General features: G+C 67.4%; 20 protein-coding genes, 4 tRNA genes and 1 other RNA gene. 24 read left to right on the top strand and 1 reads right to left on the bottom strand.

Going from position 1 to position 22,192, the window contains the following annotated elements:
* Positions 1–11: 11 nt before the first annotated feature.
* Positions 12–833: a DsbC family protein gene (locus AB1634_01645; protein ID MEW6218221.1), complete on the bottom strand. Its 822-nt coding sequence runs from the start codon at positions 831–833 to the stop codon at positions 12–14.
* 237 nt (positions 834–1,070) lie between these two features.
* On the opposite strand from AB1634_01645, the gene AB1634_01640 reads away from it, so the two are divergent.
* The 24 genes from AB1634_01640 (at position 1,071) to clpB (ending at position 22,188) form a co-directional block, all read left to right on the top strand.
* Positions 1,071–3,341: a tetratricopeptide repeat protein gene (locus AB1634_01640; GenBank protein MEW6218220.1), complete on the top strand. Its 2,271-nt coding sequence runs from the start codon at positions 1,071–1,073 to the stop codon at positions 3,339–3,341.
* On the top strand, positions 3,338–4,351 hold the full coding sequence (locus AB1634_01635; GenBank protein ID MEW6218219.1) for an oligopeptide/dipeptide ABC transporter ATP-binding protein: 1,014 nt from the start codon (positions 3,338–3,340) through the stop codon (positions 4,349–4,351). The genes AB1634_01640 and AB1634_01635 overlap by 4 nt, the downstream gene beginning before the upstream one ends.
* Before the next feature lie 90 nt (positions 4,352–4,441).
* Positions 4,442–5,362: an FAD-dependent oxidoreductase gene (locus tag AB1634_01630; GenBank protein MEW6218218.1), complete on the top strand. Its 921-nt coding sequence runs from the start codon at positions 4,442–4,444 to the stop codon at positions 5,360–5,362.
* 30 nt (positions 5,363–5,392) lie between these two features.
* Complete coding sequence (gene tadA / locus AB1634_01625; protein ID MEW6218217.1) at positions 5,393–5,950, top strand: tRNA adenosine(34) deaminase TadA; 558 nt, start codon at positions 5,393–5,395, stop codon at positions 5,948–5,950.
* Positions 5,927–6,019 (top strand) — tRNA-Ser (locus AB1634_01620). The genes tadA and AB1634_01620 overlap by 24 nt, the downstream gene beginning before the upstream one ends.
* Positions 6,020–6,109: 90 nt before the next feature.
* Positions 6,110–6,201: transfer RNA gene (locus AB1634_01615), tRNA-Ser, on the top strand.
* Positions 6,202–6,224: 23 nt separating this feature from the next.
* Positions 6,225–6,322: signal recognition particle sRNA small type (gene ffs / locus AB1634_01610), an RNA gene on the top strand.
* Between the two features lie 46 nt (positions 6,323–6,368).
* A complete protein-coding gene (gene dnaX, locus AB1634_01605; protein MEW6218216.1) occupies positions 6,369–8,108 on the top strand; it encodes a DNA polymerase III subunit gamma/tau in 1,740 nt (579 codons plus the stop codon).
* A 19-nt stretch (positions 8,109–8,127) separates the two neighbouring features.
* Positions 8,128–8,436: a YbaB/EbfC family nucleoid-associated protein gene (locus AB1634_01600; protein MEW6218215.1), complete on the top strand. Its 309-nt coding sequence runs from the start codon at positions 8,128–8,130 to the stop codon at positions 8,434–8,436.
* 10 nt (positions 8,437–8,446) lie between these two features.
* Entirely contained in the window at positions 8,447–9,097 is a 651-nt protein-coding gene (recR, locus tag AB1634_01595; protein ID MEW6218214.1) for a recombination mediator RecR, read from the top strand.
* 124 nt (positions 9,098–9,221) lie between these two features.
* Positions 9,222–9,296 (top strand) — tRNA-Val (locus tag AB1634_01590).
* Between the two features lie 102 nt (positions 9,297–9,398).
* Positions 9,399–11,330: a threonine--tRNA ligase gene (gene thrS, locus AB1634_01585; protein ID MEW6218213.1), complete on the top strand. Its 1,932-nt coding sequence runs from the start codon at positions 9,399–9,401 to the stop codon at positions 11,328–11,330.
* 94 nt (positions 11,331–11,424) lie between these two features.
* Positions 11,425–11,970, top strand: a complete 546-nt coding sequence (gene infC / locus AB1634_01580; protein MEW6218212.1) for a translation initiation factor IF-3 — start codon at positions 11,425–11,427, stop codon at positions 11,968–11,970.
* 55 nt (positions 11,971–12,025) lie between these two features.
* A complete protein-coding gene (rpmI, locus tag AB1634_01575; protein MEW6218211.1) occupies positions 12,026–12,223 on the top strand; it encodes a 50S ribosomal protein L35 in 198 nt (65 codons plus the stop codon).
* A 16-nt stretch (positions 12,224–12,239) separates the two neighbouring features.
* The gene (rplT, locus tag AB1634_01570; protein ID MEW6218210.1) at positions 12,240–12,599 is read left to right on the top strand and encodes a 50S ribosomal protein L20; all 360 of its coding nucleotides are present in this window, start codon (positions 12,240–12,242) and stop codon (positions 12,597–12,599) included.
* Between the two features lie 50 nt (positions 12,600–12,649).
* Positions 12,650–13,663, top strand: coding sequence for a phenylalanine--tRNA ligase subunit alpha (gene pheS / locus AB1634_01565; GenBank protein ID MEW6218209.1), 1,014 nt, complete (start codon positions 12,650–12,652; stop codon positions 13,661–13,663).
* Positions 13,664–13,706: 43 nt separating this feature from the next.
* Positions 13,707–16,157, top strand: a complete 2,451-nt coding sequence (pheT, locus tag AB1634_01560) for a phenylalanine--tRNA ligase subunit beta (protein ID MEW6218208.1) — start codon at positions 13,707–13,709, stop codon at positions 16,155–16,157.
* On the top strand, positions 16,154–16,456 hold the full coding sequence (locus AB1634_01555; protein ID MEW6218207.1) for an integration host factor subunit alpha: 303 nt from the start codon (positions 16,154–16,156) through the stop codon (positions 16,454–16,456). Before pheT ends, AB1634_01555 begins: the two co-directional genes overlap by 4 nt.
* Before the next feature lie 34 nt (positions 16,457–16,490).
* Positions 16,491–16,859 (top strand): MerR family transcriptional regulator, encoded by a 369-nt coding sequence (locus AB1634_01550; GenBank protein ID MEW6218206.1) that lies wholly within the window; start codon positions 16,491–16,493, stop codon positions 16,857–16,859.
* A gap of 62 nt (positions 16,860–16,921) precedes the next feature.
* Positions 16,922–16,998, top strand: a tRNA-Pro gene (locus AB1634_01545).
* 385 nt (positions 16,999–17,383) lie between these two features.
* Positions 17,384–17,956, top strand: coding sequence for a hypothetical protein (locus AB1634_01540; protein MEW6218205.1), 573 nt, complete (start codon positions 17,384–17,386; stop codon positions 17,954–17,956).
* Between the two features lie 262 nt (positions 17,957–18,218).
* Positions 18,219–18,791, top strand: coding sequence for a hypothetical protein (locus AB1634_01535; GenBank protein MEW6218204.1), 573 nt, complete (start codon positions 18,219–18,221; stop codon positions 18,789–18,791).
* A gap of 186 nt (positions 18,792–18,977) precedes the next feature.
* Positions 18,978–19,292: a VPLPA-CTERM sorting domain-containing protein gene (locus tag AB1634_01530; protein MEW6218203.1), complete on the top strand. Its 315-nt coding sequence runs from the start codon at positions 18,978–18,980 to the stop codon at positions 19,290–19,292.
* 301 nt (positions 19,293–19,593) lie between these two features.
* A complete protein-coding gene (gene clpB / locus AB1634_01525) occupies positions 19,594–22,188 on the top strand; it encodes an ATP-dependent chaperone ClpB (GenBank protein MEW6218202.1) in 2,595 nt (864 codons plus the stop codon).
* Positions 22,189–22,192: the final 4 nt, after the last annotated feature.

Below are 22,192 nucleotides of genomic sequence, written 5' to 3'. Positions count from 1 at the left end.
GTCGGTCGATCTCACTCCTTCGGCGGCTCGCCCACCAGCTCGATCATCCGGTCGGCGGGCTTGAAGCCGGGGATAACCCGGCCGTCGCCCAGGATCAGGGTAGGGGTGCTGTTGATCCGCAAGCGGGCGCCCAGGGCGATGTTCTGGTCCACAGCCTCGCCGGCGCAGGTGGCAGCCGGAATCGGTTTTCCCGCCAGGCTGTCCTCCAGCAAGCCAAGCGAGGCGGCACAGACGATGGCCTTCGCCTTGTCGTAGGCGGTGGGGTGGGACTGCAAAGGGAACATCTTGATGTAGAACGCGATATCCGGCCGCTGGGCCACCACCGCCTGCATCTCCGGCTGCAGCTTCTGGCAGTAGCTGCATTCCGGGTCATCGAAGACGATGATCCGGTTGGCCGCCTGCCGGCTTCCCAGGACCAGGGCGTCCTCCAGGGGGATCTGGCTGACGTCCACCCGGTTCATCTCGATGACCTTCTCCCGGGTCAGGTTCTCCTGGGTGGCGATGCGGATGACATTGCCGCTGACCACGAACCGCTTGGAATAGTCGATGTAGACCGGGAACTTCCGGTCGTTCTGGCGGACTTCCACCATCCACAGCCCTGGCACTTCGCTGTCTTGAACCGTCAGCACCTCGCTGACCATGTCCTTCAGGAGCTTTTCGGCATCGGGCTTCGACAGCTCGTGGCAGTCCCGGCATTGGCCAACCCCGCAGCCACTCTCCTGGAAGGCGATGGCATGGGTGACCGGCCCGAAGACCGCCAGGAGGGCGACAAGAAGCGTGGTGAACGGCATGGGCAGGATCTCGCTGACAGCCTGATTGACGGGCAGGGCCACCTGGCTCTCTTAAAAGCGCCAGCGGCCTCGGTGGCGGGCGGACAAGGGCGGCCGCCGGCATGGCGGCTCGATCGTATCCGCTGTTATACCCGGTTTCGCGGCCGAATTCAAAGCCCGCCCGGTGGCGCCGAGGGCGGGGGGCGGTGATTGCTGCGCTGCCGGAATCGCAGTAAGATGCCCTTTTTTGGGCCAAGCTCCGACCCGTGGCCGATCTCGACTGGGCTGCCGTGAGCACTCATGACCGACCTCCGCAACCGACCCGCCTTGTGGCTGCTGCTCGTGGGCCTGCTGGTTCCGGCTCTGGGGCTGGGCCTCGTCCGCGGAATGCGGCAGCGGGGACAGCCCGGCGGGGAGCCGGCTCCGCCTCCCGTGGTGGAGCCGGCCGGCCAGAGCGCTGCCCCGGCCAGCGGGGATGCGGATCCCGGCCCGCAACGTCTCGGCTTGCCAGCCGGGGTCTATCAGGCGTTGCGGCAGGCGCTTCCTGACCGGCTGACGACCAGGGAGCGCCGGGAGCGCCTGCGGCTCATGAGCGAGCGCTACCGCCTGGTCCGCAACCGGCTCGCGGCATGGGAGGAGGACAGTCTGTCCGGCGATCCCGGGGCGGCTCAGCTTCTGATCTGGCTCAATGCCGGTGAGCTGGGCCGGCTGCACGAGGAGCTGGCCCGCCTGGCCGGCCAGGCCCGGGAGAAGGCCACCGGCGGCCAGGGGGCTCTGGCCGCCGCCACCCTGCTCGGCTTCGACGGCGACCGGGCCTTCATGCTGCTGGCCACCGCCGAGGCGGCCAGTATCTATGGCCAAGCGACAGAACTGGTGCCGGCCGGAGCAGGAGCCGACGGGCTGTTGGCCGACCTCCTGGCCCGCCAGGCCGCGGCTGCCGAGGAGCTGGGGGAGATGCCGGCGGCCAGTCAGCTCCGAACCCGGGTGCTGGCCCTGACCCTGTCCTCGCACGGAGGCCGCCACCCAGCCGCGGCCTCCGCTGCTTTGGCCCTGGCCCAGACGCAGGAAAGAGTGGGCGATCTCGGCCAGGCCGAGGCCGGCTATTTGCAGGCCCTGGCGGCCTTGGCCGCCGTGGAGCCACGGCAGCGGGGCCGGTTGGCTGCCTGTCTTCTGGGGCTTGGCCGGGTCAATCGGGACCGGGGCGACCTGCCGGTGGCCAAGGCTGCGCTGGAGGCGGCGCTCGCGGAGTGGCGGGCCGCCCTGGGGCCTTCCCATTCCGACCTGTTGCCAACGCTCCGGGCTCTGGCCGAGGTGCAAAAGGCTTTGGGGGAGACCGCCGCAGCTGCTGGCACCCTGGAGCAGGCCCTGGCCATCCAGCGCCGCATCCTGGAGGCGGATGATCCGGAGCTGGCCGAGACCTTGACCGACCGGGGGCGTCTGTTCCTGGCCCAGGGGCAGCCCCAGGCTGCGGAGCCGCTCCTGCGGGAGTCGTACGCCATCCGCCGGCAGGAGTTTGGCCCTGACCACGCCTGGACCGCGGCCAGCCTCTCGGATCTGGTGGACTGCCTGCGCCTGGCCGGGCGGTTGGGGGAGGCGGAGCCGTTAGCCGGCCAGGCGGTCGCGGTATGGGAAAGGCTTTTCGGGGTGGAGCATCCCTTCGTAGCCGGTCAGCTGCAGCTTGTGGCCAGCCTGCGTCTGGCAACCCAGGGACCGGGCGCTGCCCTGCCGCTCCAGGCCCGGGCGGTGGCGATCTGGGAAGCCACCTTTGGCACCCAGGCACCTGAGCTTGTCGAGCCGCTCTTGATCCTGGCGGATCTCCAGGAACGGGTCGCTCAGCCGGTTGCGGCGGAGGAGACCTACCGCCGGCTGCTGGGGATCATCGAGGCCAGCCAGGGCACGGCAGCCCTGGAGCTGGTGCCGGCCCTGGGGGGCCTGGCCAGCGTTCACGAGCAGGGGGGGCGCCTCGCCGAGGCCGAGGCCTCGTTGCGCCGGGCGGTGGATCTCTTGGCGGCCCAGCCCGGTGCCGACCGGGGCGAGCTGGCCCGCTGGCAGGCCCGCCTGGCCCGTCTGCTGCTGGCTGAGCGGCGGACCGAGCCCGCTGAGGTCTTGTTCCGGGAGGCCCTGGCCGGTGCCGAGCAGGCCGTGGCGCCCAGCGATTCCCTGCAAGGCGAGATCCTCAATGACCTGGCGCGGCTGCTCCACGGTCAGGGTCGCTTCCGGCAGGCCGACACCCTCTACCGTCGTGCCCTGAGCGTCTGGGAGGAGCACCTGGGGCCGGAGCATCCCTATGTGGCGGCGGTGCTCAGAAACCTGGCTGGTCTTCATCAGGACCAGGGACGCTACCAGGAGGCCGAGCCGCTCCTGCGGCGCAGCCTGGCGATCTGGGAGCAGGCCTTCGGGCCGGAGCACGGCAACATCGTCCTGGGACTGTCTGCTCTGGCTGCCAACTGCCAGGCCCAGGGGCGCTACATGGAGGCGGAGGGGCTGTACAAGCGGGCCCGGGATATGGGCCAGCGCCTGGACAGGCAGCGGGCGGGCTCGGCCCAGGAAGGGACAGGGGGGCAGCCGTGAGCGGGCCATCCAGCACTGGGGAGCAGCTGTTGACGGTTCAGGGGCTCAAAAAATATTTTCCGCTGCGGCGCGGCGTTCTGCAACGGCCGGCGGGCTGGATCAAGGCGGTGGACGGCATTGACCTGGCGATGGCCCCGGGCCAAACCCTGGGGCTGGTCGGGGAGAGCGGCTGCGGCAAGTCCACCGTGGGCCGGCTGGTGCTCCGGCTCCTGCCCGCCGACGGCGGCCGGGTTCTCTTCCAGGATCAGGACCTGGGCCGCATGCCGGCAGGGGAGCTGCGGCGTCTGCGGCGGCAGATGCAGATCATCTTCCAGGACCCGTACGGATCCTTGAACCCCCGTATGACCGTAGGCGAGGCTATCGAGGAAGGGGTGCGGCAGGAGGGCGGTCGCGGCCCGGAGCGCCGGGCCCGGGTGGCCGAGCTTCTGGAGATGGTGGGCCTGCCCCGGGCGGCGGCCGGCCGTTACCCCCACGAGTTTTCCGGCGGCCAGCGCCAGCGGGTCGGCATTGCCCGGGCGCTGTCTGTCCGGCCGCGGCTCATCGTGTGCGACGAGCCGGTGTCAGCCCTGGACGTGTCCATCCAGTCCCAGATCGTGAACCTTTTGACCGATCTCCAGGCCGAGCTGGGGCTTGGCTACCTGTTCATCTCTCACGACCTCCATGTGGTGGGCTATCTCAGCCACACGCTGGCGGTCATGTATCTGGGGCATATCATGGAGTATGGTCCCTGCGGGGCGGTCTTTGCCCGGCCCAGCCATCCGTACACCCGGGCGCTTCTGGCGGCAGTGCCTTCTGTACGTCCGGACGAAGGCCGTGGTCTCGCGGTCCTGCCCGGCGAGCCGCCGAGCCCGGTGGATCTCCCCCGGGGCTGCCGCTTCCAGGGCCGCTGTCCCCTGGTGGAGGCCCGCTGCCGGGCCGGGGCAATCGCCGCCTACGCCATTGGCCCTGGCCACTGGGCCCGCTGCTGGAAGGCGGGCGGACAGGTCCTGGAGCCCGGTCTTCAGTCGTGAGCCACCCGGATGGCCCGGGGGAAGAGATGAAAGACAGCCGGCCGCCGTCTGCCGGTAGGCACGAAAGTCTATGGTCTGGGAGGAGTCACCATGAATGAGCCGATTGTCGATGTCATCATCATTGGCAGCGGGCCGGCGGGACTGCAGGCCGCCATCCATGCTGTGCGCAAGAAGGCCTCGGTGCTGGTCCTGGGCCGGCCGGAGCGCAGCAGCCTGGCCGGCGCCCATGTGGAGAATTATCTGGGGGTGGAGGGGGTCTCGGCCGGCGAGGAGCTGGTGGCCATCGGCCGGCGGCAGGCGCTGGCCTTTGGCGCCCGCCTCCTTGGCGAGGACGTCCTGGCGGTGCGGCAGGAGGGGGACGGCTTTGTGGTGGAGAGCGAAGGCGGCGGGCAGCACCAGGGCCTGGCGGTGATCCTGGCCACCGGCACCGCCCGCAAGAAGCTCAAGGTGAAAGGGGAGAAGGAGCTGGCCGGCCGTGGGGTGAGCTACTGTGTGGACTGCGACGCCAACTTCTTCCGCAACCAGCGGGTGGCGGTGGTGGGCAACGAGAGCGCTGCGGCCGATGGCGCCTTGACCTTGACCCGGTATGCCCGGCAGGTCACCCTCATCGCCCGGGAGCTGGCAGTCTCCGACGCCCTGGCGCAACGGTTGGCGGCAAGCCCGGTGGAGGTTCGCCAGGGGGTCTGGGTGCAGGAGGTCCTGGGGGAGCAGGAGGTGGCGGGCCTTCTCCTGGACGATGGCCGCCGCCTGGAGCTGGAAGGGGTGTTCGTGGAGCTGGGGGCCAAGGGCGCCCTGGAGCTGGCCACCAGCCTGGGTGTGGACCTGGACCCCGAGGATTTCACCCACATCCTGGTGGACCGCAAGGGCCGCACCAACCTGGCTGGGGTCTACGCCGCCGGCGACATCACCGGCCATCCGTACCAGATGGCCAAGGCGGTGGGCGAGGGCTGTGTGGCCGGCTGGGAGGCGGCCAACTACGCCCGCAGCCGCCGCCGGGCTGCCGGCGGCTGACCGCGAGCCGGTTGCAGCCAGCCCTTGGCCATGGTATATAGTGCCCTCCCGTTGGCCGAGCAGGATGCGGCCTGCATGGCCCTGGCCCTGGAAGAGGCGCAGGCCGCGGCGATCCGGGGCGAGGTGCCGGTGGGCGCGGTGCTGGTGGACGGGAGCGGCCAGGTGCTGGCCCGGGATGGCAACCGCAGCCGGGAGCGCCACGACCCTACTGCCCATGCCGAGATTCTGGTGCTGCGGGCCGCCGGGCAGAGGCTGGCCAATTACCGGTTGACCGGCACCACGGTGTATGTGACCGTGGAGCCCTGTGCCATGTGCGCCGCGGCCCTGGTGCATGCACGGGTTGCGCGTCTGGTCTACGGCGCCGACGACCCCAAGGCGGGGGGGGTCGCTTCCCGCTACCGGATCGGGCAGGATGGCCTTCTGAACCACCGCCTGACGGTCTGCGCCGGGGTGGCGGCGGAGGCCTGTGGCGGGATCTTGAAGGATTTCTTTCGCGTCCGCCGGCCCCTTGCGGGCGGTTATGCTGGGATCGAGGTCAGGGGGCGGGATGCCGCCAGCGGTTGCGGAGAGGTACCGAAGCGGTCATAACGGGGGCGACTCGAAATCGTCTGTCCTGGGGAACCGGGACCGTGGGTTCGAATCCCACCCTCTCCGCCAAAGCCATGTCGTCAGCCGGAAGCCTGAAATGCCCGTTGGGGTATGGCGGCCCGCCGGGAGGAGATATCCCTCGACAACCGTTTGCCATCAGGAGAGGTGACCGAGAGGCCGAAGGTGCACGATTGGAAATCGTGTGTTCCGGGAAACTGGGACCGTGGGTTCGAATCCCACCCTCTCCGCCAGGAAGAAAGGACTTCGGTTTGATAGCCGGGTCCTGCGCAACAAAGTCTTGCGAACCCCGCCAGGTCCGGGAGGAAGCAACGGTAGCAAGATCCTTTGTGTGCCGCAGGGTGCCTGGCTATCATTTTTTTCGGGGCCAGCTGATGCTGTCTGGTCCGGCGAGCGCGCCATGAGCTACCTGGTGCTGGCCCGCAAGATGCGGCCGCAGACCTTTGCCGATGTCATCGGCCAGCGGTCGGTGGTCGCCACCCTGGAGAATGCCCTGCGGCGGGACCGGGTGCCCCATGCCCTCATCTTCTCCGGGGTGCGGGGGGTGGGCAAGACCACCCTGGCCCGGATCATGGCCAAGGCCCTCAACTGCGTCGAAGGTCCCACCCCAACCCCCTGCAACCGCTGTCCGCCCTGCCAGGAGATCACCGCCGGCGCGGCCCTGGACGTGCAGGAGATCGACGGCGCCTCCAACCGGGGTATCCAGGAGATCCGGGACCTCAAGGAGAACATCCGCTACTTCCCGACCCAGTGCCGCTTCCGGGTGGTGATCATCGACGAGGTGCACATGCTCACCACCGAGGCCTTCAACGCCCTGTTGAAGACCCTGGAGGAGCCGCCGGCCCACGTCTACTTCCTGTTCGCCACCACCGAGCTGCATCGGGTGCCTGTGACCATCCTCTCCCGGTGCCAGCGCCATGAGCTCAAGAGGGTGTCGATGGCCGAGCTGGCAGCCTTCTTCCGCCGGGTGGCCGACGGGGAGGGGGTAGCGATCTCGGATCGGGCCCTGGGCCTGGTGGCTCGGGAGGCCGGGGGCTCGGTGCGGGACGGCCTGTCCCTGCTGGATCAGATCTTTTCCTTTGCCGGCGAGTCGGTGGCGGATACCGACGTCCTGGAGGTGCTGGGCCTGGTCGACCGCCGGCTCATTGAGGAGATGGCCCGAGCCATTCTGGCCGCCGACCTGGGACGCTGCCTCGGGGTGCTGGCGCGGGTGAGTCAGATCGGCGGCGACGTGCGCCGCTTCGCCCAGGATCTGGTGGAATACTTCCGGGCTCTCCTCGTGTGCCGGCTGGCCCAGAAGCCAGCCGAGCTCATTGATCTGCCGGAGGAGGAGCTGGCGGCGGCCAGGGACTTGGCAGCCGGTCACGCCGTGGAGGCGTTGGGACAGCACTTTCACCACCTGGTCCAGGGGGTGGAGGCCATGGGGCGGGCGGCCCAGCCGCGGCTGGTGCTGGAGACCGCACTCATCCGGGCCATGCAGGCCGGCCAGCTCGTGCCCCTGGACGAGGTGCTGGACAGGCTGGATCGCCTGCTGGCTGCAGGGACTCTGCCGGCCGGCCTGGGTTGGCCGGTGGAGCCGGCGGCGCTGTTGGCCCAGCCGGCCGGGGCCCCGGGCCTGCCCCGGCCGGTGCCAACCGGGGGACCGGGCCAACCGGCGGCCAATGCCCCCGCGCCGGCCCCCGCCGAGCCCCGCCGGCCGCCGGCTGCCGCCGAGCCGCTCCCGGTGACGGGGCCAGCGGGCAACCGCTCGGTGCGCCAGGGCTGGGACGAGTTCATCGGCTATGTCAAGGGCCGCAAGCCATGGCTGGCCCACTCCCTGCGTCTGGCCGACGGGGTCCGGGAGGAAGGGGGCAGTCTTGTGGTACGCTTCGGGCAGGCCAGCGACGGTGCGGTGCTCCAGGACCAGGAGAACGTACGCCTGATCGCCGGCTATCTGGCTGATTTTTTTCAGCGGGAGCTGCGGGTCGTCATCGACACCCCGGCCGGTATCCCGGAGTCAGCGCCGGCCGCGGCCACCAGTGGTCCCGACCCCGGCGCAGAGCGCCGGGCCCTGGCCGCCGAGCCGCTGGTGCAAGCCGCGGTGGAGATCTTCGGCGGCGCCATCACCGAGATCCGCACCAGCGACGCCAGAAAGCCCTGAGGGCCGGAGGAAAGACACCATGAACATGGATCAGCTGTTCAAACAGGCCCAGCAGTTTCAGAAAAGGATCGCCGAGATGCAAGAGGACCTGGGCTCCCGGCGGGTGACTTCGTCCGTAGGCGGCGGCATGGTGCAGGCCACCGTGAACGGCCGCCATGAGCTGGTCGCCCTGACCATCGAGCCGACGGTGATCGACCCCGCCGATCCGACCCTGCTCCAGGATCTGGTGATCGCCGCGGTGAACGATGCCCATTCCAAGGCCGCGGCCATGGCCCAGGAAGAGATGGGCAAGCTCACCGGCGGGATGCGCATTCCGGGCCTCTTCTAGGCGCTGCCATATGCGGGAGACCATGCCGGCGGCCCTGGTCCGGCTCATCGAAGACCTGCACCGCCTGCCGGGCATCGGCAGGAAGACCGCCACCCGGCTGGCTCTGTTCCTGCTGCGCCGGCCGGCGGCGGAGGCGCAGGCCCTGGCCCGGAGCCTGGCGGAGCTGCATGGTGCCATCCGCCTCTGTTCGGTTTGCTGCGCCTTTTCGGCGACCGATCCCTGCCCCGTCTGCGCCGATCCGTCCCGGGACCGGGGCCTGGTCTGCGTGGTGGAGGAGGCCAGCGATCTGGCCGCGGTGGAGAAGTCCGGTACCTACCGGGGCCTGTACCATGTCCTCCACGGCGTGCTGTCCCCCGTGGACGGCATCGGGTCCGAGGAGCTCAAGGTGGATCTGCTCGTGGCCCGGGCCCGGCAGCCGCAGATCCGGGAGGTGCTGATTGCCACCAGTTCCACGGTGCCGGGGGAGGCGACGGCAGCCCTCCTCATCCAGCGCCTGCGCGGAGGAGCGGCTCGGATCTCCCGGTTGGCCTTCGGTATTCCCATGGGCATGGACATCAAGTATGCTGACGAGGTGACCCTGGCCCGGGCCATCGAGGGCCGCCGGCCGTGTGCGCCGGGTCCGGTGGACGGCCAGGGGCAGGGGGGAGCAAACGGGGGCTGACGGCCGGCGGCCGGCCGTCAGAGCGGCGTCCCGGGCCATATTCCCCTTGACTTCGCCACCGTTTGCTGGTATTTGAACGGGGTCCCGCCGTGACCTTGCCAGGAAGCGTTGGACCAAACAGAACAGGCGCGTAGCTCAGTGGGAGAGCGCTACCTTGACGCGGTAGAAGTCGGCGGTTCAATCCCGCCCGCGCCTACCATTCCTGTTTCCGTCGGTTGTTGACATCGGTGTTTGTGCTGGCTGCTCGGCTTCGCAACGATCCGCCGTCGTTGCGGAGCTTCCTTTTTCCTGTGGGGCGGGCATGAGCGTGATCACTGTATCGCTGCCGGACGGTCAGGCCAAAGAGGTCGATGCCGGCACCACCGTGGCGGGCGCCCTGGCCGAGCTGCTGTCCAAGAAGCAGGCCAAAAGAGCCCTGGCAGCGCGCACTGCCGACGGCCAGCTTCTGGACCTGAGCCGACCGCTGGCGGTGGACACGGTCCTGACGTCTCTTGCCGAGGACGCCCCGGAGTCCCTGGCGATCCTCCGCCACAGCACCGCCCATATCATGGCGGCCGCGGTGCGGGAGCTGTTCGGGCCCGGGGTAAAGGTGGCGATCGGGCCAGCCATCGACAACGGCTTCTATTACGATTTCGACCGCGCCGAGCCGTTTACGCCCGAGGATTTCGAGGCCATTGAGGCTCGGATGCGGGAGCTCATTGCCCAGGCGCTGCCCTTTGTCCGGGAGGAGATGGATCGTGCCGCGGCCATCGCCCTCTTCCGGGAGCTTGATGAGCCGTACAAGGTGGAGCTGCTGGAGGAGCTGACCGAGCCGATCGTCTCGGTCTACCGTCAGGGCAGCTTCCTGGACCTGTGCCGGGGGCCGCATATTCCCCACAGCGGCTGGATCCGGGCCTTCAAGCTGACGCAGGTGGCTGGGGCTTACTGGCGCGGCGACGAGACGCGGCCCATGCTGCAGCGCCTCTATGGCACTGCCTTCTTCGAGGAGAAGGCCCTGAAGGCCCATCTGGCAGCCCTGGAGGAGGCCAAGCGCCGGGATCACCGCCGGTTGGGCAAGGATCTGGAGCTGTTCGCCATCCAGGATGGCGTGGGCCCGGGGCTCATCCTCTGGCAGCCCAAAGGCGCCCTGGTGCGCCGGCTGATCGAAGACCACTGGAAGGAGATGCACAACCGGCACGGCTACGAGCTGCTCTACACACCCCATATCGCCCGCCTGGACCTGTGGCGGCGCAGCGGCCATCTCGACTTCTACAGCGAGAACATGTACGCGCCGATGGCCATCGATGAGGTGCCCTACCAGCTCAAGCCCATGAACTGCCCCTTCCATATCGCCATCTACAAGGTACGGCGGCGCAGCTACCGGGAGCTGCCGATCCGCTGGTGCGAGCTGGGCACGGTCTACCGTTACGAGCGCACCGGGGTGCTGCACGGCCTCATGCGGGTGCGGGGCTTCACCCAGGACGACGCCCACATCTTCTGCCGGCCGGACCAGTTGGAGGACGAGATTTTCAACATCCTGGACCTCAACCTCCAGGTGCTGTCCACCTTCGGTTTTGACCAGTACGACATCTACCTGTCCACCCGGCCCGAGAAGTACGTGGGCAGCGACGAGCACTGGCAGCAGGCCACCGACGCTCTGCGCTTGGCCCTGGAGAAAAAGGGTATGGCGTATGCCATCGACCCCGGTGAAGGGGTGTTCTACGGCCCCAAGATCGACATCAAGATCAAGGACGTTCTGGGGCGCGCTTGGCAGTGCTCGACCATTCAGGTGGACTTCAACCTGCCCGAGCGCTTTGATATCGGCTACACGGGTGAGGATGGCCAGGAGCACCGGCCGATCATGGTGCACCGGGCCTTGATGGGCTCCCTGGAGCGTTTTTTCGGCGTGCTCATCGAGCACTATGCTGGCGCCTTTCCGGTCTGGCTGGCCCCGGTGCAAGCGCGGCTCCTCACCGTGACCGACGAGCAGGCGGACTATGCCCAGGCCGTGCATCGCCAGCTGCAGCTGGCCGGCTGCCGGGTGGAGCTGGATCTGCGCAACGAGAAGCTCGGCTACAAAATCCGGGAGGCCCAGTTGGGCAAGGTGCCCTACATGGTGGTGATCGGCGACAAGGAGAAGGCTGACGGCACCTTGACCGTGCGGCTGCGGGACGGCCAGAACCTGCCGGCCATGACCCCTGCCGCCTTCCTGGAGCTGGTGGGGGAGGAGAGCCGCCGCGCCCGGGGCTTCTAGGGCGGTCGTTGCGCCTGGGGGCTTTAGGTATCGGAGCGGCTGGCGCATTGGCGCCGGTGGTTGGGGATCATTCGGTCGTTACAGGAGGTAGGGTATCAAAGGTAAGAAGCTGCCGCAGAGGCCAACGCAGGAGGTCAGGGTCCGGGTCAACCATATGATCAACGCTCCGGAGGTCCGTCTGATCGGCTCCGATGGCAAACAGATCGGGGTGGTCTCCAGCCGGCAGGCCTTGGCTCTGGCCGAGGAGGAGGGGCTGGATCTGGTGGAGATCGCTGCCGCTGCCACACCGCCGGTCTGCCGGATCATGGATCACGGCAAGTACCGGTTCGAGCAGAGCAAGAAGGCTCAGGAGGCCAAGAAGAAGCAGACGGTGGTGGAGGTCAAGGAGATCAAGTTCCGGCCCAAGACCGAGGAGCACGATCTGGCCTTCAAGATCCGTAACATCCGCAAGTTTCTGGAGCAGAAGAACAAGGTCAAGGTGACCTTGCGCTTCCGGGGCCGGGAGATCGCCTACGCCGATCAGTACGGGATGCAGCTCCTCACCAAAGTCGGGGAGGCCATTGCCGACGTCGGGGTGGTGGTGCAGCCACCGAAGATGGAGGGCCGGCAGATGGCCATGTTCCTGGGCCCCAAGCACTAAATACCGCCGGTCGTCCCCGTCCCCTGGGGACACGGTCCGACAGGAGTGATGATCCATGCCGAAGATGAAGACCAACCGCGGCGCTGCCAAGAGGTTCCGGCCTACCGGTGGCGGCCAGATGATGGCCAGCAAGGCCAACCACAGCCACATCCTCACCAAGAAGACCACCAAGCGCAAGCGCGGGCTGCGCAAGGCCGAGGTGGTGGACGACGCCAACCGTCGAGGCCTCAAGCGGCTTCTGCCGTACGTCTGAGAAAAGGGGTGCACTCATGCCACGAGTCAAGCGGGGCTTCAAAGCCCGCCAAAGACGCAACAAGGTGCTGAAGCTGGCCAAGGGCTACCGGGGCGGCCGCAGCCGTTTGTACCGGACCGCCACCGAGACGGTGGATCGGGCCCTGGTGTATGCGTACCGGGATCGACGGCAGCGCAAGCGGGATTTCCGCCGGCTGTGGATCGTCCGGATCGGCGCCGGAGCAGCCCTGCATGGTCTTTCCTACAGCCGGTTCATGGGCGGGCTCAAGAAGGCCAATGTCGAGCTGGACCGCAAGGTTCTGGCCCACTTGGCCCTGGTGGATCCGGCCTCCTTCGGCCAACTGGCCCAGTTGGCCTCCCAAAGCTTCGCCTCCTGAACCGACCTGTCGTGAGCCCCAAGATCACTGTCCCGGCCGGACCTTCGGACCTGGAGGCGGGTCTGGCTGCTTTGCGGATCCAAGCCCGGGAGGCCATCGCTGCAGCCACGGGGCCGGAGGCCGTGGAGGAGGCGCGGATCCGTTTCCTGGGCCGCAAGGGCCTTCTGACCGCCGCTCTTCGGGAGCTGGGCAAGGCGCCCGCCGCCGAACGGCCTCGCCTGGGGCAATTGGCCAATACGATCAAGGCGGAGCTGGAAGGGCTGCTGGCCGAGCGGCTGACCATGGCCAGCACCGCCCCCGCGCCGGTATCGACAGGGCCGCTGCTGGATCGCTCCTTGCCCGGGCGGGGCATGCCGTTGGGACGGCGCCATCCGGTGTCCCAGGTCCTGGAGGAGGTGTGCTCCATTTTCACCGATCTGGGTTTTTCGGTGGCCGAGGGACCGGACGTCGAGCTGGATTTCTACAACTTCGAGGCCCTCAATATTCCGCCCCACCACCCGGCCCGGGACATGCACGACACCTTCTACCTGGGGGAGGGGGTGCTCCTGCGCACCCACACCTCCCCCATGCAGATCCGGGCCATGCAGGCGCGTCGGCCCCCGTTGAGGATGATCGCGCCGGGCAAGGTCTACCGCTGCGACTCCGACATCACCCATACCCCCATGTTCCATCAGGTGGAAGGATTCCTGGTGGACCGCCGAGTCTCCTTCGGGGACCTCAAGGGACTCCTCTCGCTTTTCTGCCAGCGCATGTTCGCCCCGGACATCGCCTTGCGCTTTCGGCCTAGTTTCTTCCCCTTCACGGAGCCGTCCGTTGAGGTGGACATCGCTTGCGTCATCTGCGGCGGCAAAGGCTGTCGGGTGTGCAAGACGACGGGCTGGCTGGAAATCCTGGGCGCCGGCCTGATCGATCCGGAGGTCTTCCGGATGGTAGGCTACGATCCGGAGGAAGTGAGTGGCTTGGCCTTCGGCCTGGGGATCGAGCGGATTGCCATGCTCCGGTACGGCATCGATGACATCAGGCTTTTCTACGAAAACGACCTGCGCTTCCTGACCCAATTCTGAACGAGGCCAGCCACCGGGGTGCGTCCAGGACCTCCTTGGTGGCGTGGCCCCCCCTGGCAACGGCATGAAGTTCACCATCAACTGGCTCAAGGAGTACGTGGACACCCCGTTGTCGCCGGCGGCTGTGGCTGACGGCCTGACCATGCGCGGCCTGGAGGTGGAGTCGATCAGTCATCTGGCTCCGGCCCTGGACAACGTGGTGGTGGGCCAGATCCTGGAGGTGAGCCGCCATCCCAGCGCGGAACGTCTGGCGTTGTGCCGGGTGGCGATCGAGGGCACGGCCTTGCCGGTCGTCTGCGGTGCGGCCAATGCCCGCCCCGGCCTCTTGGCGCCCCTCGCCTTGCCGGAGGCGGTGCTGGCGGATGGCCGTCGGGTGTCCGCCGTGGAGATCCGAGGTCGGGCCTCGGCGGGCATGCTGTGCTCAGCCAAGGAGCTGGGCCTGGGGGATGACGCGACCGGCCTTCTGGAGCTGCCACCGACCTGCAGGCCAGGGCAGCCCCTGGCCACGGCTCTGGGTCTGGACGACTGGCTTATTGAGGTGGATCTCACCCCCAACCGGCCGGACTGCGCGTCGGTGATCGGGATTGCCCGGGAGGTGGCAGCGTTGACCGGCCAGCGGCTGGTCCGGCCACAGGCTGCCGCCGAGCTGCCGGCGCCGTCTGCAGATCTGCCCTTTGCTGTGGAGATCCAGGCCCCGGAGCACTGCCCTCGCTATGCCGCCCGCCTCATCACCGGCGTGCGAATCGGTCCTTCTCCCTGGTGGCTGCAGTTGCGGCTGCGGGCGGTGGGGGTCCGGCCAATCAACAACATCGTCGATGTCACCAACCTGGTGCTTATGGAGCTCGGCCAGCCGCTGCACGCCTTTGATTTCCAGCGCATCGCCGGCGGGCGGATTGTGGTGCGAACCGCCAGGGTGGGGGAGGCCATGGTCACTCTGGACGGGGCGCGCCGGCAACTGGACGCCGGCATGCTCCTCATCACAGACCCAGAAAGGCCGGTAGCCCTGGCGGGGATCATGGGCGGGGAGAGCTCGGAGGTCACGGCGAGCACCACCGAGGTGCTGCTGGAGAGCGCGTTTTTTGAGCCCACGAGCATTCGGCGCACGGCCCGTGTTCTCAAGATGTCCACCGAGGCTTCCTACCGCTTCGAGCGCGGCGTGGACTTCGGCGGCGTGGTCCCGGCCTTGCAGCGGGCGACGGCGTTGATGGCGGACCTGGCCGGCGGCCAGCCGCGGCCCGGTGGGGTGGACTGCTGCCCCCGGCCCAGACGGCCGGTGACCCTGGGCCTGCGGGTGGCCAGGACCAATACCTTGTTGGGCACGACCCTGACCGCCGGCGAGATCCGGACGACGCTGGCCCGCATCGAGGTGGCGTCCACCCAGGTTGCGGAAGACCGGCTGGCGGTGACGCCGCCATCCTTCCGGGTGGATCTGGAGCGGGAGATTGACCTTATTGAGGAAGTAGCCCGGGTGGTGGGCTATGAGACCATCGGCGCCAGCCTGCCGCGGGTGCCGCTGGTTTTGCCCGAGGCCACTCCGGACAGGCCGTTGCGCCGGGAGGCAGCCTCGATTCTGACCGCCTTGGGTTTCTGCGAGGCGGTCAATTACAGCTTCACCGACAAGCGGTATTGCGAGTGGCTGGAGCTGCCGCCTCAGGATCCTCGACGTTGTCAGCTGCCGCTGCTGAACCCTCTCGCCGAGGACCAGGGGGTGCTGCGCACCAGCCTGTTGCCCGGACTCTTCAGCAATGTTCGCCACAATCTGAACCGGCAGACCTTGCGGTTGCGGCTGTTTGAGGTAGGCAAGGTGTTCTTCGCCCAGGACGGCAAGCCGCAGCCCCAGGAGGGCCAGCGTCTGGCAGCAGTGCTCACCGGCCCCCGGTGGCCCCGGGGCCAGAGGCTGCATGGCGCCGGTGATGAAGGGGTTGACGTTTTCGATGTCAAGGGTGTCGCTGAAGCCCTGATCCAGGGCCTGGGGCTGGCGACCGCCGGCCTGGTTGCCAGCCAGGAGCCCCTGGGCTTCGCGGTGCCCGAGAGTCTCCTGGCTGTCGTTTTGCCCGGCGGCACTGTGGGGCATCTGGGCCAGGTGGCGCCGCCAGTGGCGGATCGTTTCGGGATTCGCCAGCCGGTGTTCTTCCTGGATCTGGACCTGGATGCCCTGGTGGCGGCGGAACGGCACCGCAAGGCCTTCGCAGCGTTGCCCCGCTTTCCCGCGGTCAACTGGGATCTGGCCCTGGTCGTGGCCGACGAGGTGCCCGCCGGGGCGATGGTGGCAGGGCTTATCGCCGCCGGAGAGCCTCTGGTGGAAGCGGCGGAGCTTTTTGATGTCTATCGGGGAAAGCCCTTGGCGCCGGGGGAGAAGAGCGTCGCCATCTCGGTCACGTACCGGGCGCCCGATCGTACCCTGGGCGATCTGGAGGTGGAGAAGGTGCACCGTCGACTGGCGGACCGCATGGTAACCCTGTTTGGCGGGCGATTGCGGGAGACGACAGCGTGAGGAAGCCGAGTCTGACCCGAAAGGAGCTGGCGCGGGCCATCCACGAGCAACTGGGTTTTTCGCTGCGGGTGGCAGGAGAGCTGGTGGATGACGTCTTCTTGTGCCTGCGGGAGACCCTTTTGGCCGGCGAATCGGTGAAGCTTGTCCAGTTCGGCACCTTCCTGATCCGGGACAAGGCGGCCAGGCTCGGCCGTAATCCTCGGACCGGGGTGCCCATGGCCATCACCCCCCGCCGGGTGGTCAGCTTCCGGCCCAGCAAGAAGCTACGGCAGCGGATCAACGGCCAGGGCGGAGGTTGAGGCAAGGCCCCTGGGCGGGGGAGAGGACGCGGCCGTGACCGACGCACGGAAGGCCCCGGCAGAGACTCAGGCCATGGCCATCCCTGACAAGCAGTACTTCCGAATGGGGGAGGTGGCCTCTCTCACCGGTGTCGCGGCGCATGTCCTCCGCTATTGGGAATCGGAGTTTGCGGTCATCCGACCAAACCGCGTGGCCTCCAAGCAGCGGCTGTACCGCCGGGCGGATGTGGAGAATTTCCTCAGGATCAAAGAGCTCCTCTACGAGGAGGGATATACCATCCCTGGCGCCAGAAAGGCCCTGGCCCAGGCCCGCAAGGGGGGCCGCAGTCAGCGCTCGGATATCCTGGCCGCCATCAAGGGGGAGCTGGTGGCGATCTGCCGGCTGCTGGAGGAGGAGCGGTGAGTCTTCTCCTTGACCGAGGCGGCTATTCATGGTAACCATTGAGCCTTTTTGGGGCATGGGGTCGGGACGTAGCGCAGTCTGGTAGCGCACCTGAATGGGGTTCAGGGAGTCGGAGGTTCAAATCCTCTCGTCCCGACCATGGTTTTTCACACCAAGGCCGGCCATTCTGGCCGGCCTTGGTGTTTCTGGGAGGGCCTGCGGGTGGGCGCCTCCTGGTCGGTGCAGGGGGTGAGACGTGTTGGTCGGTCCCGCCTTTTTCGGGTTGTTCGGTTTCCTGGAGGTTTTCCGGCTTTCCGAACGGATTTTCCGGCTTATCGGATTGGTGGTGGGCTGATCGGGCAGGGTTGGCTGGTTGGAATGCCACGACTGGTCTCCTGAGTGGCGCTGGGCAGCCTGGTCAGATCCTCAGATGAGTGGCACACTTCCTGCTTGCTTGGGATGGGCAGATGGAAAGTGCTGCCGGTTCCCGGGATCGGGCAGGACGCGATGAAACGAAGGTCTTGCATAATCTGAGGAGGAAGACGATGCGAAAGATGCGATGGATGGCGATGATCGCCTTGGTGCTGCTTGCTGCAGCCCTGCGGCCGTGCCCAGCGAGCGCCTATACCTACGGCGGCGCCTGGCAGCCCAATGACCTCAACAACACCCAGGACGATGTGTTCACCTTCGCCCTGCACCTAGTTGCCCAGGACGTGAGCTACCCCAGGATGGCCTTCTACGATTGGGGCAATCCGGGCAGTGCCTTGTGGGTGATCACCCCTACCGCCAGGACCAGGACAGTCAACTTCAGCAACATCGGTGGCACCTGGTACATGGGCTTCACCCCGAACTCGACGACCGTCTCCCTGGGGCCGACCGCTGAGTTTGGCATCAAGTTCGGCATGGTGAGCGGCGGCGGCGTGGTGACCAATCTTCAGTACGATGTGGTGCCGATCCCGGGCGTGGAAGCCTATGAGGTGTGGGACATTGTTGGTCAGCCGAGCTCCGGCACCGGCGTCCTGATCCACGATGCCAGCCCGGTTCCAGTGCCGGCCTCGGTGCTGCTCCTGGGCTCCGGCCTCTTCGGGCTCATTGCCGTGCGCGGCCGCCGCAACTAGAGTCGATTTCGATCCAGGTTTCGCATCCGGAGGCAGGAGGGTCCGGGCCCTGCTGCTTCCGGATTTTTTTTTGCTCTTGGCCGGCTTGTGGCTGCGGGGGCGCTTCCCTTGCGGTTATGGCATGGTTTCTGCTAGCGGGGAGGGGGCAATGGAAAGGTAGCGCCGGTTCCCGGGATCGGCGCGGAATGTGGAGTCGAGGGGCTGCCTGGGCAGACCCCAACCCGATGCAACGAAGGTCCAACATAATCTGAGGAGGAAGACGATGCGGAAGATGCGATGGATGGCGGTGATCGCCTTGGTGCTGCTGGCTGCAGCCTCGCGGCCGAGCTCGGCGAGTGCCTATACCTATGGTGGCGCCTGGCAGCCCAACGACCTCAACAACACCCAGGACGATGTGTTCACCTTCGCCCTGCACCTGGTTGCCCAGAACGCGACCTACCCCAGGATGGCCTTCTATGACTGGGGCAATCCTGGCAGTGCCTTGTGGGTGATCACCCCCACCGCCAGGACCCGGACCGTGAACTTCAGCAACCTCGGTGGCACCTGGTACATGGGCTTCACCCCGAACTCGACGACCGTATCTTTGGGGGCCACCCCGGAGTTCGGCATCAAGTTCGGCATGGTGAGCGGCGGCTCGGTGGTCACCAATTATCAGTATGATGTCGTGCCGATTCCGGGCGTCGAGCTCTATGAGATCTGGGATATTGTCGGTCAGCCGAGCTCCGGCACCGGCGTCCTGATCCACGATGCCAGCCCGGTTCCGGTGCCGGCCTCGGTGCTGCTCCTGGGCTCCGGCCTTTTTGGGCTCATTGCTGTGCGCGGCCGCCGCAACTAGAGCCAATCCGGTTTCAGACTTCGCATCCGGAGGCAGCAGGGTCCGGGCCCTGCCGCCTCCGGATTTTTTTGTGCCTTTTGCCGGCGCGTGGCTGCGGGACACACTTTCCTTAGTTAGGCCTTCTACGACTGGGGCAATCCGGGCAGCGCCCTGTGGGTGATCACCCCCACCGCCAGGACCCGGACAGTGAACTTCAGCAACCTCGGTGGCACCTGGTACATGGGCTTCACCCCGAACTCGACGACCGTCTCCCTGGGGCCGACCGCAGAGTTCGGCATCAAGTTCGGCATGGTGAGCGGCGGGTCGGTGGTCACCAACCTCCAGTATGATGTGGTGCCGATCCCGGGCGTGGAAGCCTATGAGATTTGGGATATTGTGGGGCAGCCGAGCTCCGGCACCGGCGTCCTGATCCACGATGCCAGCCCGGTTCCGGTGCCGGCCTCCGTGCTGCTCCTGGGCTCCGGCCTCTTTGGGCTCATTGCCGTGCGTCGCCGCAGCTAGCACCATCTCCTTTTCAGCTCTTACCCCCGGGGGAGGCAGGGTCCGGGCCCTGTCTCCCCCATGTCTTTTGGGTCCTGCCGCCATCTGTTGCAGGCCAAGGACCTGCCCGTCCTTTCTTGACAACCCCCGTTACCCGCCTTACTCGTTCACACGACTGTTGCGGTCTCGCGTACCGATTCCCGCAGTCAGCCCGTCCTGCTGGTAAGGATTCCGTCCTGCTGATCAGGATGTCTGTCCTGCCGCCGAGGATATCACCCGGCTGCTCAGGCGAGAAGCGCCCTCTCCTTGTGAGGTGTCTGGTATGCAATTCGACAAGCTGACCATGAAGTCCCAGGAGGCGGTCTACCAGGCTCAGCGCCTGGCCGAGGCCAAAGGCCATCAGGAGCTGCAGCCGGAGCATTTGCTACGGGCGCTCCTGGAGCAGCCGGATGGGGTGGTGGTGCCGGTCTTGAAGGCCATGGGGGTAGAGGTCGGTCGCCTCCTGGCGGAGGTGGACGCCCTTGTGGGCCGTCTGCCCCGGGTGAGCGGTGGCGGAGCCGGCCAGCTCTATCTGTCCGCCCGGCTGCGCAAGGTGATGGACGCCGCCTTCCGGCTGGCTGGGGAGATGAAGGATGAATACGTGAGCCAGGAGCACCTCTTTCTGGCCCTTCTGGAAGACAAGGACGGGGCCATACCCCGCCTGTTGGCTGGGCAGGGCGCAAGCCGTGAGGCCTTTCTACAGGCCCTGGTCGGGGTGCGGGGCAGCCAGCGGGTCACGGATCCCAACCCGGAGGAGAAGTACCAGGCGCTGGAGAAGTATGCCCGCAACCTTACCGACTTGGCCCGGCAGGGAAAGCTCGATCCGGTGATCGGCCGGGATGACGAGGTGCGGCGGGTGGTCCAGGTCCTGTCCCGACGTACCAAGAACAACCCGGTCCTGATCGGCGAGCCCGGGGTGGGCAAGACGGCCATCGTCGAGGGATTGGCGCAGCGGATCGTGGCTGGCGATATTCCGGAAACCCTGCGGGACCGGCAGGTGCTGGCTTTGGACATGGGGGCCCTGGTGGCCGGCGCCAAGTACCGGGGCGAGTTCGAGGATCGCCTGAAGGCAGTGCTCAAGGAAGTCCAGAAGAAGGAGGGGCAGATCGTCCTCTTCATCGACGAGATCCACACCCTGGTGGGGGCTGGCGCCGCCGAGGGGGCCATGGATGCCTCCAACATGCTCAAGCCCGCCTTGGCCCGGGGCGAGCTGCACTGCGTGGGCGCCACCACCCTCAGCGAGTACCGCAAGCACATCGAGAAGGACCCGGCCCTGGAGCGTCGCTTCCAGCCGGTGCTGGTGCGGGAGCCCACGGTGGAGGACACCATCGCCATCCTGCGGGGCATCAAGGAGAAGTATGAGGTGCACCACGGCGTGCGCATCAAGGACGCGGCTACGGTGGCCGCCGCCACATTGTCCCAGCGCTACATCACGGACCGCTTCCTCCCGGACAAGGCCATTGATCTCATCGACGAGGCTGCCTCCCTCCTGCGCATCGAGATCGACTCCATGCCCACCGAGATCGACGAGCAGGAGCGGCGGCGGATGAAGCTGTCCATCGAGCGGGAGGCGTTGAAGAAGGAGAGCGACGTCGCGTCCCGGGAGCGCCTGGCCCGTCTGGAGGCCGAGCTGGCAGACATCGAGGAGCAGCTGGCCGGCATGCGGGCTCACTGGGGCCTGGAGCGGGAGGTGATCGCCAGCATCCGGGCCAAGAAGACGGCCATGGACGAGGCCCGGGTGGAGGAGCAGCAGGCACAGCGGGCGGGCGATCTGTCCAAGGTCGCAGAGATCCGTTACGGCCGCATCGGTGCCCTGGAGCGGGAGCTGGCCGCGGCCAACGCCCGGCTGGCCGCGGTGCAAAAGGACCGGCGGATGCTCAAGGAGGAGGTGGACGAGGAGGATGTGGCCTCGGTGGTGGCCAAGTGGACGGGCATCCCGGTGGACCGCATGCTGGAAGGAGAGAAGTCCAAGCTGGTCCAGGCCGAGGAGCGGCTGGCCTCCCGGGTGGTCGGCCAGACCGAGGCCATCGCCGCGGTGGCCAACGCCGTCCGTCGGGCCCGGGCTGGCTTGCAGGACCCCAACCGGCCCCTGGGCTCCTTCATCTTTCTGGGGCCCACCGGGGTGGGCAAGACCGAGCTGGCCCGGAGTCTGGCCGCCTTCCTGTTCGATTCCGAGCAGGCGATGATCCGGCTCGACATGTCGGAGTTCATGGAGAAGCACTCGGTGGCCCGCCTGATCGGCGCCCCCCCTGGCTACGTCGGCTATGAGGAGGGGGGGTACCTCACCGAAGCGGTGCGGCGGCGACCCTATGCCGTGATTCTCTTCGATGAGATCGAGAAGGCCCACCCGGACGTCTTCAACGTCCTGCTGCAGATTCTGGACGACGGCCGCATGACCGACGGTCAGGGACGGACCGTGGACTTCAAAAACACCATCCTGATCATGACCTCCAATCTGGGCAGTCCGCTGATCATGGAGCTGGGAGAGGCCCGGCGGACGGAGATGGAGCAGGCGGTGCATGCCATCCTGCACCGCCAGTTCAAGCCGGAGTTCCTGAACCGGATCGACGAGACCATCATCTTCCACGCCCTGGGCCGGGAGCATATCGAGCGGATCGTCGACATCCAGGTGGATCTCCTGGCCAGGCGCCTGGCCGACCAGAAATTCAGCCTGGAGCTGGCGCCGGCGGCCAAGGCCTTTCTGGTCGACAAGGGCTTCGATCCCGCCTTCGGCGCCCGGCCCCTCAAGCGGGCCATCCAGCGCCATGTCCAGGACGCCCTGGCCATGGAGATCCTGGCCGGCCGCTTCCGGGAAGGGGACCGGATCAGGGTTCTGCCGGCCCCGGACGGCAGCCGGCTCCTGTTCGAAGAGGCGTAGGGAG

The organism is Thermodesulfobacteriota bacterium (genome assembly GCA_040755095.1).
GTDB lineage: Bacteria > Desulfobacterota > Desulfobulbia > Desulfobulbales > JBFMBH01 > JBFMBH01.
Note: the sequence above shows the minus strand (reverse complement) of the source record. Positions and strands in the feature narration are given on the sequence as shown.

What these genes read in the sequence shown, in the direction of transcription:
- AB1634_01640 (MEW6218220.1), top strand. Translation starts at nt 1,071, where the DNA reads ATGACCGACCTCCGCAACCGACCCGCCTTGTGGCTGCTGCTCGTGGGC.
- AB1634_01630 (MEW6218218.1), top strand. Translation starts at nt 4,442, where the DNA reads ATGAATGAGCCGATTGTCGATGTCATCATCATTGGCAGCGGGCCGGCG.
- tadA (MEW6218217.1), top strand. Translation starts at nt 5,393, where the DNA reads ATGGTATATAGTGCCCTCCCGTTGGCCGAGCAGGATGCGGCCTGCATG.
- dnaX (MEW6218216.1), top strand. Translation starts at nt 6,369, where the DNA reads ATGAGCTACCTGGTGCTGGCCCGCAAGATGCGGCCGCAGACCTTTGCC.
- AB1634_01600 (MEW6218215.1), top strand. Translation starts at nt 8,128, where the DNA reads ATGAACATGGATCAGCTGTTCAAACAGGCCCAGCAGTTTCAGAAAAGG.
- recR (MEW6218214.1), top strand. Translation starts at nt 8,447, where the DNA reads ATGCGGGAGACCATGCCGGCGGCCCTGGTCCGGCTCATCGAAGACCTG.
- thrS (MEW6218213.1), top strand. Translation starts at nt 9,399, where the DNA reads ATGAGCGTGATCACTGTATCGCTGCCGGACGGTCAGGCCAAAGAGGTC.
- rpmI (MEW6218211.1), top strand. Translation starts at nt 12,026, where the DNA reads ATGCCGAAGATGAAGACCAACCGCGGCGCTGCCAAGAGGTTCCGGCCT.
- rplT (MEW6218210.1), top strand. Translation starts at nt 12,240, where the DNA reads ATGCCACGAGTCAAGCGGGGCTTCAAAGCCCGCCAAAGACGCAACAAG.
- AB1634_01540 (MEW6218205.1), top strand. Translation starts at nt 17,384, where the DNA reads ATGCGAAAGATGCGATGGATGGCGATGATCGCCTTGGTGCTGCTTGCT.
- AB1634_01535 (MEW6218204.1), top strand. Translation starts at nt 18,219, where the DNA reads ATGCGGAAGATGCGATGGATGGCGGTGATCGCCTTGGTGCTGCTGGCT.
- clpB (MEW6218202.1), top strand. Translation starts at nt 19,594, where the DNA reads ATGCAATTCGACAAGCTGACCATGAAGTCCCAGGAGGCGGTCTACCAG.